The sequence below is a fragment of the Psychromicrobium lacuslunae genome (assembly GCF_000950575.1).
Classification (GTDB): domain Bacteria; phylum Actinomycetota; class Actinomycetes; order Actinomycetales; family Micrococcaceae; genus Renibacterium; species Renibacterium lacuslunae.
The window spans coordinates 2,269,684-2,286,131 of record NZ_CP011005.1 but is presented as its reverse complement, the minus strand read 5'-3'; the positions used below and the strand labels follow the sequence as shown (position 1 = coordinate 2,286,131).

Genomic DNA, 16,448 nt, shown 5'->3' with positions numbered 1-16,448 from the left:
AGCTAGTTTTTCTGTTTTCGGACTGCGAGTGGGGCGTGCCAGCGGAAGTGCCAGGCCGCGATGCGGAAGCTGAAGACCACTACGGCGATGCCGAAGCCGGTGCCGATATTGAGCCAGCCACCGGTATAACTGAGGGCAGCCAGGGCGGCACCAATGATGGCCGGAATGGCGTAGATATCGTGTGAATTGAAAAGTTGCGGCACCTGGTTCGCTACCACGTCCCGTAATAGACCCCCGCCCACCGCTGTGGTCACGCCGAGCAGTACGGATGCCACCGGGTTAAGGCCGAAGCTGAGTGCTTTAACGGTGCCGGTGATGCAGAACAAGGCGAGACCGGCGGCGTCGAAAACCACCAGCCAGCGGCCGATCTTCTCCGCCGAGTTGTAGAGCCAGAAAACTAGCAGTGCCGCGAGCACCGGCGGGGCTAGGTAGAGCGGATTGGAAAAGGCTGCCGGGGTTTGGCCGATAATGACATCGCGTGCCACCCCGCCGCCGAGACCGACTAAGGAGCCGAGCAGCAATGAGCCGATCAGGTCGAAACCTTTTCGGCCGGCGAGTAGACAGCCAGAAACAGCGAAGAAAAAGACGCCGAGCAGATCGGGCAGAATTTCGATACTCACCGCAGCAGATTACACTTCCCAAGATGAACCAGCCCATTCTGATCGCCTGCGCGCACGGCACCGATAACCCGCAGGGCCGCCTGGAGATCTCCGAGCTACGACGGCAAATCTCCCAATTGCGGCCGGGGGTGGATGTCCGCGAGGCTTATGTTGACGTGCAGAGCCCGTCGCTGCCGGAAGTCGTTGCCGCCCTGCCGCCCGGGACTCCTGCGGTCATCGTGCCGCTGCTGCTCTCGGTGGGTTACCACGTTGAGGTTGACATTGCGGAGGCGGCAGCGGGCCGTCCGCGCACCGTCGCGGCAGCACCGCTCGGGCCGGATGCCAGGCTGGCCGAGTTGTTGGCGCAGCGACTGGATGAGTTGCCTGGGTTCGGGCCCGACTGGGGTGTGGTGCTGGCGGCTGCGGGTTCCTCGCGGCCGGGCGCCGCGGCCGCCGTCGAAATTCTCGCGGAGCAGCTGCGCGAGTTGCTGCCGTATACCGTACTGATTGGCTATGGTGCGGGGGCGGAGCCGCGAGTTCCAGCGGCAGTTTCACAGCTGCGGGATTCGCTTCCTCCGGGAGCCAAGGTAGCGGTAGCCTCTTATTTGTTGGCGCCCGGGTTTTTCCATGACCGGCTAGCCGAAGCTGGAGCGGATGCGGTGACTGGGCCGCTACTGCCCGCTCCGTTGTTAGCCGAGCTGGCAATTGAACGGTTTGATGCTGCTGCGGCGGTCCTGAGAGGGGAAGCAGATGCTAGTTAGTTGGGAGCAAGATTTACTGGAAGCGGCGACGGAGCTGGCCGAAACGCTGCCTGAGAATGACGAGCACACGGTGGCTGCCGCAGCAATGGACGCCGAAGGGCGAATTTTTACCGGTGTCAATGTTTACCATTTCAACGGAGGCCCCTGCGCCGAACTGGTGGTGCTCGGTGCGGCAGCCGCCGCGGGATCTGCGGCATTGATATCCATTGTGGCGGTGGGCAACGGCGGTCGCGGAATTCTGCCACCCTGCGGGCGTTGCCGGCAAAGTCTGCTTGACTATTTCCCGGACATCAGCGTTTTGATGCCGCGATGGCCAGGGCAAGCCGGTCCGACTCCGGTGAGGGTGCGGGAGCTGCTGCCCGGCAACCATGAGCGCCCCGGTCAGACTATTCGCCCGCGAACCCTGTTCTTCGCCGCTCGTTATTACGGGGCGGTGCTGGACGGTTCTAAGACCATCACGAATCGCTATCATGACCCGATGGCTGTTGGCCCGGTGACTTTGGTCTTCGAATTCGATCAAGCACCGAAGTCCCTTCCGGGCCGGGTATTGAGTGTACGTCCGGTGCAGCTGAGCGAGTTGATGGCCGAGCAAGACGAGCTCGACGGCCCAGGCGCAGGCGAGCAATTCTTGCACGGCCTCCGTCAACACTATCCGGGTTTAGAGCCTCATGCTGAGCTGGAACAAGTGGCGTTCAGAGTCGAGCAATAGCGGATTTTCCGGGGTGTTTGGAGTGATCTCGCGGCTTTCTTGACGGCTTATCAAGGCGTTGGCGTTGAGTGTGACGAAGTATTGCCGCACGTGACCTCGCATTGCGAAATTTTCAGCCGGGCGCCCGACCCGGCCCTAATCTCGATACATGACGCAGGCCACCACCGATCGCTCCGCCGCAACTGGGAAACCAGCGCGCCCAGCCCGGCCTTCCGCAAAACCGCACGGCCAATGGAAGGTCGACGGAACTGCGCCATTGAACGCAAATGAGACCTGGAAGCAGGACGACGGCGGGCTCAATGTGCGTGCCCGGATCGAAGAGGTCTATTCTCGCGAAGGTTTCGACTCAATCGACGGCACTGACCTGCATGGCCGCTTCCGCTGGTGGGGTCTCTACACTCAACGCAAGCCCGGCATCGAGGGCGGTAAGACAGCAACCTTAGAGCCGCACGAGCTCGAAGATAAGTTTTTTATGCTCAGGGTTCGGATTGATGGCGGTGCGCTGAGCACTGAACAGCTCAGGGTGATAGCGCAGATCTCGGTTGATTTCGCCCGGGGATCGGCGGACCTTACCGATCGGCAGAACATTCAGCTGCACTGGATCCGGGTGGAAGACGTGCCAGAGATCTGGCGACGACTGGAAGCTGTCGGCCTTTCCACCACAGAGGCTTGCGGTGACGTTCCCAGAGTCATCTTAGGCTCGCCGGTGGCCGGCATCGCTGCCGATGAAATCATTGACCCGACGCCGCTGATCAATGAATTGGCGGAGCGCTTCATCGGTGATCCGGAGTTGGCTAATCTGCCACGGAAGTACAAGACCGCGATTACCGGGCACCCTTCGCAGGACGTGGTGCACGAGATTAATGACTTCGCCCTGGTTGGCGTGGTGCATCCCACTCTGGGGGCAGGGTACGACCTCTGGGTGGGCGGTGGCCTTTCCACCAGTGCGCGCCTGGCCGAGCGGCTCGGGGTGTTTGTCGCCCCCGAAGTTGCTGCAGAGGTCTGGCTCGGGGTGACAAGCATTTTCCGGGATTATGGTTATCGCCGGATGCGTACCAAAGCTAGATTGAAATTCCTGATGAACGACTGGGGACGGGTGAAGTTCCGGGAGATCCTGGAGACTGAATATCTTGGTTACGCCTTGCCTGACGGTCCAGCAGCGCCGAAACCGACGTCACCCGGCGACCACATCGGCATCCACGAGCAAAAGGACGGCCTCCGTTATATCGGTGTGGCGCCGACAGTTGGTCGAGTCTCCGGCGAGAAGTTATTGGCGCTCGCAGACCTGATCGAGGCACACGGCTCGCAACGACTACGCACCACACCGCATCAGAAGCTGGTGATCCTGGATGTCCCAGCGGAGCGGGTCGATTCCCTCGTGGAGGGTTTGGAACCGCTGGGCTTGACCGCCAAACCCTCTATTTTCCGGCGCAGCACTATTGCCTGCACTGGTATTGAATACTGCAAATTGGCGATTGTGGAGACCAAGGTCACCGCGGCGACCGCAATTGCCGAGTTAGAAAAGCGACTAGCTGATTTGGTTGACTCGGGTGAGTTGGTAGATCCAATCGCGCTACACATCAATGGTTGCCCAAACTCTTGCGCCCGGATTCAGACCGCCGATATCGGCCTGAAGGGCATGATGCTGCCAACTCCTGATGGCGATCCGACGCCGGGCTTCCAAGTTCATTTGGGCGGCGGACTGGCCTCGTCAAACCGGGAGGAAGCGGGACTGGGACGGACCATTCGCGGTCTCAAGGTCACGGTCGAGGATTTGCCTGACTACGTCGAACGGATAGTGCGGCGTTTTGTCGCTTCACGAGGCGAGGCTGAGACTTTTGCGGAGTGGGCGCACCGGGCTGAAGAGGACGTTTTGACGTGAGTTCTGACGTGAGTGAGGCATCGTTATGACAAAGCTGGTTCGGACCACGCAGGAGCTTCAGGCCCTAGCCCTCAGTGGGGCTGAAGAATTGGGCTGGGAGGCGCCAGCAGAACAGGTGATCGGCTGGGTGCGCAGGAACTTTACGAGTTCCCAGACCGCTGTCGCCTGCTCAATGGCCGATGCGGTATTACCTGCCTTGGTTTCCGAGCAGATCCCCGGGGTGGATGTTTTGTTTTTGGAGACCGGTTATCACTTCCCGGAAACCCATACGACTCGTGCCACGGTTGCTGAGTACTTCCCGGTCAATATTGTCGATGTGCTTCCCGAGCAAACCGTGGCAGAGCAGGACGCCATTCACGGCAAGGACCTCTTCGCCCGTAATCCTGCGCAGTGCTGCCAGCTCCGCAAGATGGACCCGCTCAAGAAGGCATTGGCTGGATATCAGGTCTGGTTCACTGGGGTGCGTCGGGACGAGGCTCCGACTCGAACAAATACCCCGCTTATCAGCTGGGATGCCTCGCATGGTTTGGTGAAAGTGAATCCGCTGGCTGGCTGGTCTTTGGATGCCCTGGTTAGTTATGCCGAGGACAAACTGATTCCGGTGAACCCCTTGATGTCGAAGGGCTATCTCTCCATTGGCTGCGCACCATGCACTCGACCGGTTGCCCCGGGAGAGGATCCACGCGCCGGGCGTTGGGCTGGTTTGGACAAAACGGAATGTGGGATTCACCTATGAGTATTGAAACCACCGACGAACAGGTAGCGCAGGGTAGGCGACGCCAGGTGCAGGGCGGGGCGGCCGAAAACGAATCTGCTCAGCCGGACAACGAGCCTGGTCACCCGGGCCTCACTCCACCGGCTTTTTCGCGCGGCACAGCGTCGTTGTCCGGCTTGGACGCGCTGGAGTCCGAGTCTATTCATATCTTGCGAGAGGTAGTGGCGGAGTTCGAGCGCCCAGCGATGCTGTTCTCCGGGGGCAAGGACTCGGTGGTGATGTTGCACTTGGCGGCTAAGGCGTTCTGGCCGGGCCGGGTACCTTTCCCGGTGCTGCACGTCGATACCGGGCATAACTTTCCTGAGGTGCTGGATTTCCGGGATCGTACAGTCGAGCGCCTAGGTCTGCGACTGGTGGTGGGAAGCGTGCAGGAGTACATCGATCGGGGTGAGTTGGCCGAACGCGCAGACGGCACCAGGAACCCACTGCAGACAGCGCCGTTATTGGGAGCGATCGCGGCCGAACGTTTTGATGCCGTCTTTGGTGGTGGTCGAAGGGACGAAGATAAGGCTCGGGCAAAGGAACGGATCCTTTCGCTTCGTGATGAGTTTGGTCAGTGGGATCCGCGCAACCAGCGACCGGAGTTGTGGAATCTGTATAACGGCAGGCATACCGTGGGGCAGCACGTCCGAGCTTTTCCGATCTCGAACTGGACGGAACTGGACATCTGGCGCTATATCGAACGAGAAGCTATCGAGTTGCCGTCAATTTACTATGCGCATCAGCGTGATGTCTTTTCCCGCGATGGGATGTGGATGGCGGTCGGCCCATTCTCAGAGCCGAAGTCAACCGAGTCGGTGGTTTCCAAAACGGTTCGCTATCGGACAGTGGGCGATATGTCTTGCACCGGGGCGGTACTTTCTTCGGCTGCCTCGGTCTCGGAGGTGATTCGTGAAGTCGCCGCTTCGACACTCACTGAGCGCGGAGCAACCAGGGCTGATGACCGGATTTCCGAAGCGGCGATGGAAGATCGGAAAAAGGATGGTTATTTCTAATGAGCCGGCTTGAGACTACGACGATTGCCGCAACGGAAGAGGCGGCGGCTGGGTCTGCAACTGACGTTGCTGGTTCTCTTGATCCTGTAACGGTGGGCGAGTTCACGACACCGTCCGGGACACTGTTTCGATTCGCCACCGCGGGTTCCGTGGATGACGGCAAATCTACTTTGGTGGGTCGTCTACTCCATGATTCAAAGGCGATTCTGGCGGATACCTTAGCCGCGGTGACCCGAACATCCGCAGAGCGCGGTTTCGGCGGCAGTGATGGAGGAGTCGATCTAGCCTTGCTCACGGATGGGCTGAGAGCTGAGCGTGAGCAGGGCATCACTATTGATGTCGCTTATCGGTATTTTGCTACTGCGGCACGGTCTTTCATCTTGGCTGATTGCCCCGGACATGTTCAATACACAAAAAACACGGTGACCGGTGCCTCGACGGCTGATGCTGTGGTTGTTTTGATTGACGCCCGAAAAGGAGTGCTTGAGCAGACCCGACGGCACCTTTCGGTGCTGCACCTATTACGTGTACCGCATGTGATTATTGCCGTTAATAAGATTGATTTGGTTGATTTTTCTGAGTCGGTGTTCGACGGGATTGTCGCTGAGGTCAGCCATGTAGCACGATCCATTGGCCTAGCGGAGCCGTTGGTTGTGCCGGTTTCCGCTTTGGCGGGCGATAATGTGGTTGAGCCTTCGGCGCGGACACCTTGGTACCACGGATCAGCTTTACTTGAAATTCTGGAGTCATTGCCGTCAATTGATGAATTGGAAGCTGCTTCCGATACGGTCGAGCCGTTGAGGTTCCCAGTGCAGTTGGTGTTACGCCCGCAGGGTGGATTGGCACCTGGCCTGCGGGCTGAGGAGTTTAGAGACTATCGCGGTTACGCCGGGCAGCTCGCGGCGGGTTCAGTCAATCTTGGCGATTCGGTGACGGTGCTACCGAGCGGGAAAACAACCTCGGTCGTTGGTATCGACGGGCCAGGGGGTAGCCACTTGGCCTCAGCTGCGGCCCCTCAGTCGGTGGTATTGCGATTAAGCGATGAGCTGGACATTGCCCGCGGCGAAATGATCAGTGGTAGCGGGACGACGCGTGAGGTCTCCCAAGATCTGTATTCATCGTTGTGTTGGCTCTCTGCTAAGCCGCTTCGTGAGGGCGCCAAGGTGCTGGTGAAACACGGCACCCGAACGGTACAAGCCTTAGTTCGGGCAATTATCGGCAAACTGGATCTCGATGATTTTTCCCTCCTACCGAGTTCGTCATTAGCTCTGAACGATATCGGCACCGTCCAGTTGAGGCTTGCGGCCCCCTTGCCGCTGGAACCTTATGCGGAGCACCGCCGTACCGGCGCCTTTTTGGTGATTGATCCTTTGGACGGGAATACCTTGGCGGCTGGGATGATCGGGGAGCGCCCCGGAGATTCTGAAGAAGAAAGATACTCGATTTAGCGGCTATTGGGACGAATCAGTACTGATCTCAACTCAGCTCGGTGCTCTGATCTCAACGCTCCGGGCTCAGCGCTCTGGCCCTGTTGCGGCGCAGCCCCAGGCGTGCGGGTTCTGAAGGCAGTCTTGCGAAACCCAACGTTTTCGCACGGACCACACTTTTACTTGGATGGCTTTGGTGGAAAAGTCGCCCTGGCCGGGGATTGGTGTGGCTGGGCCGCCGTTAATCGAGTAGCTGCCGCTGAAATGAACAATAACTCGGGCATTGTAGTCAACGGTGCTGGCGTAACGATGACTGGTTGGGGTCACCAGCTGCCCCCATTGGGCTTGCGGCACAGCTTGCCCGGCTGAGGTGATGGGGCCAAGGGTTTGACCGTCGCCAAAGTCGTAAGTGTAGCTCTGCGGAGTTGCCGAAATGTGCACCCGCTGACCGAGCATGCTGACGTCGAAGTTCTGGGTGACAGCATTAGCGAGGAAATTCGTTTGCCAGGTGTTGAGGGTGAAAGGACTGGGCTGGGCAGAGACGGTCCCTGGACTGATCGGTAGGTGTTGAAATTCGGTCTGAATTCGAGCGGCAATTTCGGCAAGTAGGTTCACTGGCTTCGCGTCGTAAACGCACGTGGGTGTGCCAACCTTCTGCCAATCGGGAGGGTTGAAAGCCTTGAGAGCGCTATACCACTGAACCATCGCACCATTGTTCCCGGCCGTGCACTGCCGCATTGAAACAGCCTCGCAGTGCATCGCGCCGGTATTACTTTGCTGATGCCCATCAGAGACGCACTCGATGGTGGTTTTATAGATGTGGCTGGTGTCAGGGGTGACGGGGGCCGAGTTGGTCCAGCCCGCGCCCGGGACTTCTATGTACATCCCGATTCCTTGGTTGTCAGTATCCCAGTCGGCTTCGCTTCCCTGCGCACGTGAACTAGGAACCGCAATCGTGAGAGTGAAGATAAAACAGATAATCAGCGGACCGATGGTCCTGAGCGATCGCAGAGTGAAGGTTCCCATCAGCCTATCTTTCCGATATCAAACACCAGCCATGTTCCATTTTCGTAAGTTGCATTTAGGAGGTCTCCGTTAGCTGCGACTGCTGGGTATGCTTTTTCCACTTTGTGCCCCGAAGTGATGTAACCGCCAGCTAGCTTGTTGTATTGAATCAAGTACTGATACATTCCGTTTGCGGCTTTCGCAAATCCAATTTTCGGTGGCTGTAGATGGGTGATTATTAGCTGGCCACCCATCCTCCAATTTCCAGATCTGTACCAATCCTCAGTATCCTTGAAGACTATTTGACATCTTTGGCAGTCCCCCTTGGTTGATGCACCAATGAGCCCAACTTTTCCGGTCTGAATCATGTAGTTATACACGTTGTACCAATAAACGGCGAAGGCTTTGAGACCTTGTTCGGAGAACTCATCGGCCTGAGAAGGCTTGATGGGGACCGGAACGTTTTGGGCCGCGCTTTTGACAGTGGCGGGCCGATACTTGGCGCTCACGGTGGGGGTGGACGATGCGGCCGAGATCGTGGTTGGAGCCTGTGTCGTTGGCGGGTCGGAAGTTGTCAAAGGAGCAGAGGAATCAGCATTAGATGAGGGAATACTTCCGTTGCTGCCGATGCACCCGGTGAGCATCGTAGTGCTAACCAGCAACAGGGTTGCGAGCAATGGGTAACTAAGAGATTTTCGAGTCACGATGAAACCAATCCGCAAGATAATCTTTTGTTGTCGACGAGCTTACTCATGCGCTCGTTTAAAAAATAGATCTAGCCATCTCTATGTGGATAAAAATACTTATCCACATAGAGATGTTTCCTTCTTGTTCGTAATACGCGGCCTTGCTTCCATGTATTCATGCAGCGCTATCCACCCGGATAGAAGAGGAGTTGCATCCGAGCGGAGGGACAGCAATGACAGATCAAATGTTGGGTGCCGATACTGTGAAGTTGCGAGAATTCGCGAATTTGCAGGCAAGATCTGCGGCTAACCTCAGGCAACTTGCGAGCAGCCTGACCTTCACCCTCACAACGGTCCGATGGCGCGGGTTGGACGCTGAGAGCTTTCGCCACCGCTGGGCGACGGTTCATTCTCCTGGCCTGCAGGCGGTCGCCGATTCGCTGGACTCAGTGGCAAAAGAATTAGAAGGTCAGGCGTCCGCTCAAGAGAGATCCAGTGCAGTTGACGCTAGGATCGATTCAGCGAAACTGGCGTCAGGGCAGGTGAGTCCAAGCGTGCTTGATATTGGCTTAGTTGTGCGCCACCCCTCTTTGCTGAAGGTTTTGAATCCTCAAGAAGTTCAGGCTTGGTGGAAGACACTCAGCTCCGCTGACCGGCATCGATTCATTGTCGAGCAATCAATGGTAGCCGGTAATACCAACGGTATTTCGTTCCAGGATCGAGTCGCAGCGAACCGGATCAACGCTGAGAATGAGCTCCATCGGCTGCGGCTGCCGAAAAGCCCGAAACAAAAATTCGATCCTTCTCAACTTGTGGCCGGAGCAGATATCGGGGCGCAAGACGCGGACGATGGTGACCCGGCCAAAATTAGCTATCTTGAGGCCGTGGCCAGCGGGAAGATCCGACTTGCTGCCTATGATCCGGCACATCACTCGATTATTGAGATGATCGGGCGGCTCTCAGCGAAGACCAGTCATATCATCACCTACGTACCGGGAACCTTCACTAACGACAGTGCCTTTTTTGAACACCAGGTTCAAGCAGTTCCGACTCATCTCCTCAAAAACGATGCTGACAGGAATGATGTGGCGTTTGTTTATAAGGGCGGAGAATTCCCGGACGGTAGTGTTCCCGATGGTCTGCTGGAAGCACGAGGCGATCATTTTCTGACGATGAATGCGCCCAAACTAGCCGCCTTCCAGGCCGCGGTCGACGCTGAAAATGTCGGTATCGGGGCTAAAACAACTAACATTTCGCACAGTTGGGGCGCCCGACTAACTTCAGGTTCAGAGGCAGCAGGGGCGCATTACGATCAGGTGATTGCACTTTCTGGCGCGGCCTTGGATCCACGTTGGAAAGCGCAGGCGGGTACCGAGTATATAAGCCTTAGCTACCCCGACCCGCTGCAAACCGCAGAGCAGCTAGGCGTGGTGGGGATTAACTATCCGATGAAGGATCCGCATTTCGAGCACCATTGGTATCAGCCACCAACGGGGACGGCCTGGGGAGCGCCGTTCAATGTCGGAAATCACAACCTTATTGTCAGCACCAGCGACGACAATTCTCAGGTGCTGCGCGAGTTGCAGAGCAGGCTCCAGGACGAGCAGCTTCGTGCAGCTGCCTGAGTGGAAGCTATTGCAATGAACCTTGGCTGTGCGCAACGGGGCCGATGAGAACTGGGGCTAGTCCGGGTGCCATAGTTGCTCGCGAAACCTTTCCTGTTCGGCAACTAATGGCTGGACTGAGCATCAGCGCATATGACTTCCTGTTACCCAGAGTGACCCACTGTTTCCGGGGCTATTGAGCGGGGTGGGGTCTCTCAATACCGTTGATCCATGTCCTCCGAACCCCGTGATCCAGAAGAAATTCAGACAACCAAAATAGTTGCTGGCCAAAAGTCGAAGAGTCTCGCAGACTCAAACAAAAGTAAGAAAAAGGGACTGTTCACTAAGTCCAGGTCATTGGAGATCGGGGTAGCGGTCGGGATCGCCGCGCTCATTGCCATTGGAGCCGCTTCAATCACCATCGCTGCGAATGCGAATAATTCCCACACCGCTGAGCAGAACGCCGCTTCAGCGGGGGAGGACCTGAAAGAGCTTAAGCTCGGATACTTTGGCAATGTCACGCATGCCTTGCCGGTAGTAGGTGTGCAACAAGGGTTCTACGCGAAGGAGCTCGGCAACACCGAACTCAAGACACAGATTTTCAACGCTGGCCCGGCCGCAGTGGAAGCGCTCAACGCCGGAGCTATTGACGCCGCTTACCTCGGCCCGAACCCGGCAATTAACTCCTTTGTGAAGTCCAAAGGAGAGTCAATCAGTGTGGTGGCCGGCGCCGCGGCTGGTGGCGCCCAACTGGTGGTCAAGCCCAACATTAATAGCGCAGCCGATTTGAAGAACAAAGTGCTCGCGACCCCGCAACTGGGCGGGACGCAAGACGTGGCACTGCGCAATTACCTGGCTAATAATGGCTTGAAAGTTACTACCAACGGCGGCAACGACGTCACCATTAACCCGACCGAAAACGCGCAAACGCTCAAACTCTTTCAAGAAGGCAAGCTTGACGGCGCATGGCTTCCTGAGCCTTGGGCGTCCAGGCTGGTGCTACAAGCCGGGGCAAAAGTATTAGTAGACGAAAAGGATCTATGGCATGTTGCGGGTGCGCCGGACGGACAGTTTCCTACCACGATTCTGATCGTCAACAAGACTTTCCTCAAGGAGCATCCGGAAGCGGTCAAGTCATTGCTCAAAGCCCAGCTTGAGACACAGAGCTGGTTGAGTCAGCACCAGGATCAAGCGATCAGCGCCGTCAATGCAGGTCTTTTGCAGGCGGCGGGAAAGGGCCTTCCGGACGATGTACTGAAACGTGCTCTAGCCAATCTGACTCTAACGGCGGACCCGATTGCCGCGAGCTATCAAACTCTGCTGTCGAACGGGGTGAAAGCCGGAGTGACGCAGGAAGCTGACATCAACGGGATCTTCGATCTACGACTACTCAACCAAGTGCTCAAAGACCAAGGTAAGAGCCCGATCAGTGCAGCAGGTCTAGGGCAGGAATAACAACTAAGTCGTCGTGCTATGTCTGGAATAACAACTAAAGACGGCGTATTAGGTCAGGCATAACAACTAAAAGTAGCTGGCTAGCGGAACCCTTCGATTTCGAATGCCAGCCAAGGCGATCCCGAGTCGGTTGCTTCCCAGCTGCTACCCGCTTTGTGGTCGTGCTTGTGGTCGGGTTTGAGTCAGCTTCGATGCGCCGGGTTCCACGGAATATGACCTCCAATGACCTTGGATGAACTACTGTTTCCCTTGTATTGAAGGGGCAGAGCCGCGTCTCTAGCGTTGAGAGATGACTGCGCCAGTGACCACCCAAGCCACTCCGGCAATTAATGAAGCGAGTGCGCTGCCGAAGAAGCCGAACTCGGCCAGAGCCGTTGTTATTTTGGAAAATTTAGCCAAGACTTTCGGGGATCCAGGCACTAATAAACCGGTCCTAGAGGACGTGGATCTGAAGATTGCTCAGGGCGAATTCGTGGCGTTGCTGGGTGCTTCAGGCTGCGGTAAGTCCACGTTACTGAACCTGATCGCGGGACTGGAAGAACCGACCGCTGGGTCAATGGAAATTCCCGCCGAAGGTGTCGCCTTCATGTTCCAGGACGCTACCTTGTTTCCGTGGCTCACTGCGCGGGGAAATATCGAGCTGGCGTTGAAGCTGCGCGGCGTTCCTCAGCCCGAGCGAGGTCAGCGCGCCGATGAGCTATTGAAACTCGTACACCTGCAAAGCTCAGGGGACAAAAGACCCCACGAGCTTTCCGGTGGCATGCGACAGCGGGTCGCGCTAGCTCGCTCGCTGGCTCAGGACAAACACGTATTACTGATGGACGAGCCATTCGCTGCGCTCGACGCTATTACCCGTGACTTGTTGCACGAAGAGCTAGAGCGAATCTGGCGGCATACCGGCCGAACCATTATTTTCGTTACCCACAATGTTCGGGAAGCGGTACGACTAGGGCAGCGAGTGTTGCTGCTTTCCTCACGTCCCGGCAAAGTCATCAGAGAGTGGCGGATTGACGCAGAGCAGAAAAAACCTGAGCAAGCCGCGGTGCTTGCCAACGAGATGACTGCCGCACTGCGACAGGAGATCAGTCGACATGTCTAACACTTTGAGCGCAGGCAAGAGCGCGGTGCAGTCCGCATCCGGCGAGACCGGGACACCCCCGGAGACCGGGACACCCCCGGAGACCGAGACCTCTGCCGAGACCGGGACACCTCCGGGGGCCGGAATCAAGGAGGGCCAACAAAAGCCGATAGCTGCCCAAGACGCCGAACTAGAAGGCCTGGATCGTTTACAAACCGATACCCGTGGCCCGAGAAATCTGAGGAAAACCCTCGTTCGGGTTTTAGCTCCGCTCATCGCCGTGCTTGCCCTGATTTTGATCTGGCAGCTCTACGTCTGGCTGGGTGGCAAGAGGCAAGACGTGGTTCCCGGCCCGCTCGACGTGGTGGCTACTTTTGCACAGCTTTGGGACCAAGGCACTCTTCAGCAAGCGGTGTGGACTTCGTTGCAACGTGGCTTGATCGGCTTTGTGGTGAGCGCGGTGATCGGCACCGCGCTGGGTTTATTACTCGCCCAAGTGCGCCCGCTACGAACTGCCTTCGGACCGCTGATTTCAGGACTGCAAGTGCTGCCGAGCGTAGCCTGGGTACCAGCTGCGATTATTTGGTTCGGTCTTTCCGACGGCACCGTGTACTTCGTGCTGCTGATGGGGGCGATTCCTTCAATCATCAACGGCCTAATCTCTGGCATTGATCAGGTGCCACCGCAGTTCCGAGCAATGGGTACCGTGCTTGGAGCCTCTAAGACCGAGCTTTCACTGCGCATCATTCTTCCCGCCGCACTGCCCGGCTACCTTTCCGGCCTCAAGCAGGGGTGGGCTTTTTCGTGGCGATCATTAATGGCCGCAGAGATCATCGCGATCGGCGGCACCCTGGGGTTCGGCCTGGGTTCCTTGCTGCAGAGGGGCCGGGATCTGTCAGATATGGGCATGGTGATGGCCGCAATACTGATGATCCTCTTCGTCGGAATCGTGGTGGAACTCGCTGTCTTTGCTCCAATAGAGCGACGCTTGCTGCGAGGCAGAGGTCTACTGCCCGGCTAACCCATCACGATCTACCCCTCCGCGATCGACGCCGCGAACTAAGACAGATTTGCCAATGAAGGTCCTTCAAAGTGGTCCCCTGACTTCGACTAGCCAATTAGCCGGCTAGTCCGCTAGCCCAGACCGACCAGCGGACTAGCAAAGTCAGGGTGACCACACGAACAAGTGCTTGACTCTGAAGCCGACTACTTCTTGAAGACCTGCACCACGGCTGGTCGAGGCAGGGCTGCTTGGCCTCGCTTCGGTTTACTCCCTGGCTTCACGTAATCGGGGAAGGCCGAACGCTGCTCGGCCCAACTGCCTTCCTCGCCAGGGTGCTGCACCGCGACAAAGACCAGTCCGTCGCGATCATGCACAATCGGTCCGCAAGTCTCAGATTCGCGAGGCACTGAGAGGAACTGCTGGACTCGTCCGCGCTCGCGACCTTCCAACGTAACCTTGAAGAGCCCGTCGTTGAAGCCAATGGTGGACGGCGCTCCATCGGTGGAGATCCACAGATCGCCAGCTGAATCGAAAGCGAGATTATCGGGGCAGGAAATGGGGGAGACCTTATCCTTCGGGAATCCACCGAAATAGGTTGATTCGTTCTTCGACGGGTCCCCGCAGACTAGCAACAAATTCCAGTCAAAGCGTTGAGAAATCTGCTGGCCGCGCTCGGTAATCTCCACCACGTGACCATCTCGGTTCTCGTTGCGGGGGTTCGTTTCATCGGCGGCCGCGTAACCCGCCTTACCGCGGTTGGTGTTGTTGGTGCAGGCAACATAAATCTTGCCGGTGCGAAGATTCGGTTGCACGTCCTCGCAGCGGTCCATCTTGGTGGCGCCTACCTTGTCACCAGCCAGCCGGGTGTAGACCAGAACCTCGGCAATGCTCATTCCTGGCACCGCCGAAACCCCGTTCCGAGTCAGCGGAATCCAGCGTCCGGAACCATCGAAACGGCCATCATCGGGAAGCTTGCCGGAGCCGTCGATCTCGCTAACCGAATCCCCTTCGAACTTAGCGACAAACAAATCGCCTTCACTCAGCAGCTTCTTATTCCAGGAACGCGCCGCCGGGGAATTCCCGGGACGGTATTTGTTCTTGCTGACGAACTTGTAGAGGTAATCGAAGCGCTCGTCGTCGCCCATGTAGGCCACCACATGTCCATCTTCAGCAATGATGACATTGGCGCCTTCGTGCTTGAGTCGCCCCATTGCGGTGTGTTTGACCGGCGTGCTTTGCGGATCGTGGGGATCTACTTCGACGATCCAACCGAAGTGATTGACTTCGTTCTGGTACCCCGGGTTGCGGGTATCCCAGCGCTGTTCGTCCTGTTCCCAGCCTAGGTTGGTGGGTTTTGAAGTCAGTCCATAGCGCTTATCGGTGGCGCTGGTTCCCGCCGTAACGAAATAGCCATTGAAGTTCTCCTCGCCGGAGAGCATGGTGCCCCAGGGAGTGGTGCCACCTGAGCAGTTGCCCAAGGTGCCGAAGGCCACCCGGCCATCCGGGCTGGTCACCGTCTTTAGCAACTCCGAACCGGCAGCCGGTCCGGTCAGCGCATAGGCGGTGTCTGTGAGGAAACGGCGGTTAAGCGGTGCACCCTGTTGGTAGGTCCAGGGCTTGCCAGCGCGGGAGCGACGCAGTTCCACCACGCTCAGGCCGTGGGCGGCGCGGCTGATCGCCCGCGTTTCGGCGGCATCCAGGGACGGTGGAAACATGATCGCCGGGTTGACGTACTCGTGGTTGCAGAACATGATCGCGCGACGACCGCGACTGCCCGGGATTTCGACGATATCCGTGTAGTCATTGTTGTAGCCGAACTGCTGAGCCTGAGCCGCGGCGCTCTGCTTGAGCGGATCGAAACCGGGGGAGCGCTTGAAAAGTGGATCCCCCCAACGGATCACCGGCTGCCACTGGAAGCCAGCGGGAACTGTTAGCTCGTCCACCAAGCGGTCGACTGGCTTGATCGCCTGAAAACTGAGCTGGGAGCCGTGCCACCACCGAGTGGCCGCGGATCCGAGCGGAGAGGCAGCAGCGCTGGGTGCAGTCGCCAGCTGGGCGGCACCCCCGCCCAGCACCAAAGTTGCCGCCCCGGCAGCTCCTAGACCGAGCAGCTGCCGCCGTCCCATTGCAGCACCCGCAATGTCCCGGAAGTACTCGTTGTTGGTGGTGTTGCAGACCTCGCCGGCGCAGGCGCTGTCGCACTTGAGCTGGCAGGTGACAGCGCTGCGCTTGCCTCGGGTGTGGCCTGCCATTGGCAGCAATGGGCGGGTTTCGATCATGATCTGTGGCTCCTTGTATCGGGGTCTGCCCTCCACCTTTGCGGCCTAGCCCGGCTAAGGGGTGAATGTGAGGTGGACCACAGGTTAACTCTGTGTCCACGCTGGGATCAGCCTGTTGTTTCGCGATGAGCCATTTCTTGTTGGCCGAGCCGCCAGCCGTAGCTGGCGAAAGGGTCTTAAAGCGGGCAGA

Annotated in this window: 14 protein-coding genes; 10 read left to right on the top strand and 4 right to left on the bottom strand. The window is 57.9% G+C overall.

What is annotated here, in order from left to right; translation table 11 throughout:
* Nucleotides 1-2 precede the first annotated feature (2 nt).
* Nucleotides 3-620, bottom strand: a complete 618-nt coding sequence (locus tag UM93_RS10745) for a trimeric intracellular cation channel family protein (RefSeq protein ID WP_045075514.1) — start codon at nucleotides 618-620, stop codon at nucleotides 3-5.
* Nucleotides 621-643: 23 nt separating this feature from the next.
* Here UM93_RS10745 and UM93_RS10740 point away from each other — a divergent pair, with 23 nt between their 5' ends.
* The 6 genes from UM93_RS10740 (at nucleotide 644) to UM93_RS10715 (ending at nucleotide 7,169) form a co-directional block, all read left to right on the top strand.
* Nucleotides 644-1,360, top strand: a complete 717-nt coding sequence (locus UM93_RS10740; RefSeq protein ID WP_045075513.1) for a sirohydrochlorin chelatase — start codon at nucleotides 644-646, stop codon at nucleotides 1,358-1,360.
* The gene (locus UM93_RS17480) at nucleotides 1,350-2,069 is read left to right on the top strand and encodes an ASCH domain-containing protein (RefSeq protein ID WP_045075512.1); all 720 of its coding nucleotides are present in this window, start codon (nucleotides 1,350-1,352) and stop codon (nucleotides 2,067-2,069) included. The genes UM93_RS10740 and UM93_RS17480 overlap by 11 nt, the downstream gene beginning before the upstream one ends.
* Nucleotides 2,070-2,217: 148 nt before the next feature.
* Entirely contained in the window at nucleotides 2,218-3,951 is a 1,734-nt protein-coding gene (locus UM93_RS10730; RefSeq protein WP_045075511.1) for a nitrite/sulfite reductase, read from the top strand.
* Between the two features lie 25 nt (nucleotides 3,952-3,976).
* Complete coding sequence (locus UM93_RS10725; RefSeq protein ID WP_045075510.1) at nucleotides 3,977-4,687, top strand: phosphoadenylyl-sulfate reductase; 711 nt, start codon at nucleotides 3,977-3,979, stop codon at nucleotides 4,685-4,687.
* Nucleotides 4,684-5,721 (top strand): sulfate adenylyltransferase subunit CysD, encoded by a 1,038-nt coding sequence (cysD, locus tag UM93_RS10720; protein ID WP_234399291.1) that lies wholly within the window; start codon nucleotides 4,684-4,686, stop codon nucleotides 5,719-5,721. The genes UM93_RS10725 and cysD overlap by 4 nt, the downstream gene beginning before the upstream one ends.
* Nucleotides 5,721-7,169, top strand: a complete 1,449-nt coding sequence (locus UM93_RS10715) for a sulfate adenylyltransferase subunit 1 (RefSeq protein ID WP_082057104.1) — start codon at nucleotides 5,721-5,723, stop codon at nucleotides 7,167-7,169. Before cysD ends, UM93_RS10715 begins: the two co-directional genes overlap by 1 nt.
* Before the next feature lie 66 nt (nucleotides 7,170-7,235).
* On the opposite strand, the gene UM93_RS10710 is transcribed toward UM93_RS10715, so the two are convergent.
* Together UM93_RS10710 and UM93_RS10705 are read right to left on the bottom strand one after the other, a co-directional pair.
* Nucleotides 7,236-8,174, bottom strand: a complete 939-nt coding sequence (locus UM93_RS10710; RefSeq protein ID WP_052663744.1) for a hypothetical protein — start codon at nucleotides 8,172-8,174, stop codon at nucleotides 7,236-7,238.
* Nucleotides 8,174-8,662: a DUF6318 family protein gene (locus UM93_RS10705; RefSeq protein WP_162183383.1), complete on the bottom strand. Its 489-nt coding sequence runs from the start codon at nucleotides 8,660-8,662 to the stop codon at nucleotides 8,174-8,176. Before UM93_RS10705 ends, UM93_RS10710 begins: the two co-directional genes overlap by 1 nt.
* Nucleotides 8,663-9,072: 410 nt before the next feature.
* Here UM93_RS10705 and UM93_RS10695 point away from each other — a divergent pair, with 410 nt between their 5' ends.
* The 4 genes from UM93_RS10695 to UM93_RS10680 all read left to right on the top strand — a co-directional run bounded on the left by UM93_RS10695 (nucleotide 9,073) and on the right by UM93_RS10680 (nucleotide 13,997).
* The gene (locus tag UM93_RS10695) at nucleotides 9,073-10,464 is read left to right on the top strand and encodes a hypothetical protein (protein WP_045075505.1); all 1,392 of its coding nucleotides are present in this window, start codon (nucleotides 9,073-9,075) and stop codon (nucleotides 10,462-10,464) included.
* A gap of 210 nt (nucleotides 10,465-10,674) precedes the next feature.
* Nucleotides 10,675-11,898, top strand: coding sequence for an ABC transporter substrate-binding protein (locus tag UM93_RS10690; RefSeq protein WP_045075504.1), 1,224 nt, complete (start codon nucleotides 10,675-10,677; stop codon nucleotides 11,896-11,898).
* A 289-nt stretch (nucleotides 11,899-12,187) separates the two neighbouring features.
* Nucleotides 12,188-12,997 carry an ABC transporter ATP-binding protein gene (locus UM93_RS10685; RefSeq protein WP_082057103.1) on the top strand — a complete coding sequence of 270 codons (810 nt, stop codon included), beginning with the start codon at nucleotides 12,188-12,190 and terminating at the stop codon, nucleotides 12,995-12,997.
* On the top strand, nucleotides 12,990-13,997 hold the full coding sequence (locus tag UM93_RS10680) for an ABC transporter permease (RefSeq protein WP_082057102.1): 1,008 nt from the start codon (nucleotides 12,990-12,992) through the stop codon (nucleotides 13,995-13,997). Before UM93_RS10685 ends, UM93_RS10680 begins: the two co-directional genes overlap by 8 nt.
* Before the next feature lie 185 nt (nucleotides 13,998-14,182).
* On the opposite strand, the gene UM93_RS10675 is transcribed toward UM93_RS10680, so the two are convergent.
* Nucleotides 14,183-16,258, bottom strand: coding sequence for a PhoX family protein (locus tag UM93_RS10675; RefSeq protein WP_045075503.1), 2,076 nt, complete (start codon nucleotides 16,256-16,258; stop codon nucleotides 14,183-14,185).
* Nucleotides 16,259-16,448: the final 190 nt, after the last annotated feature.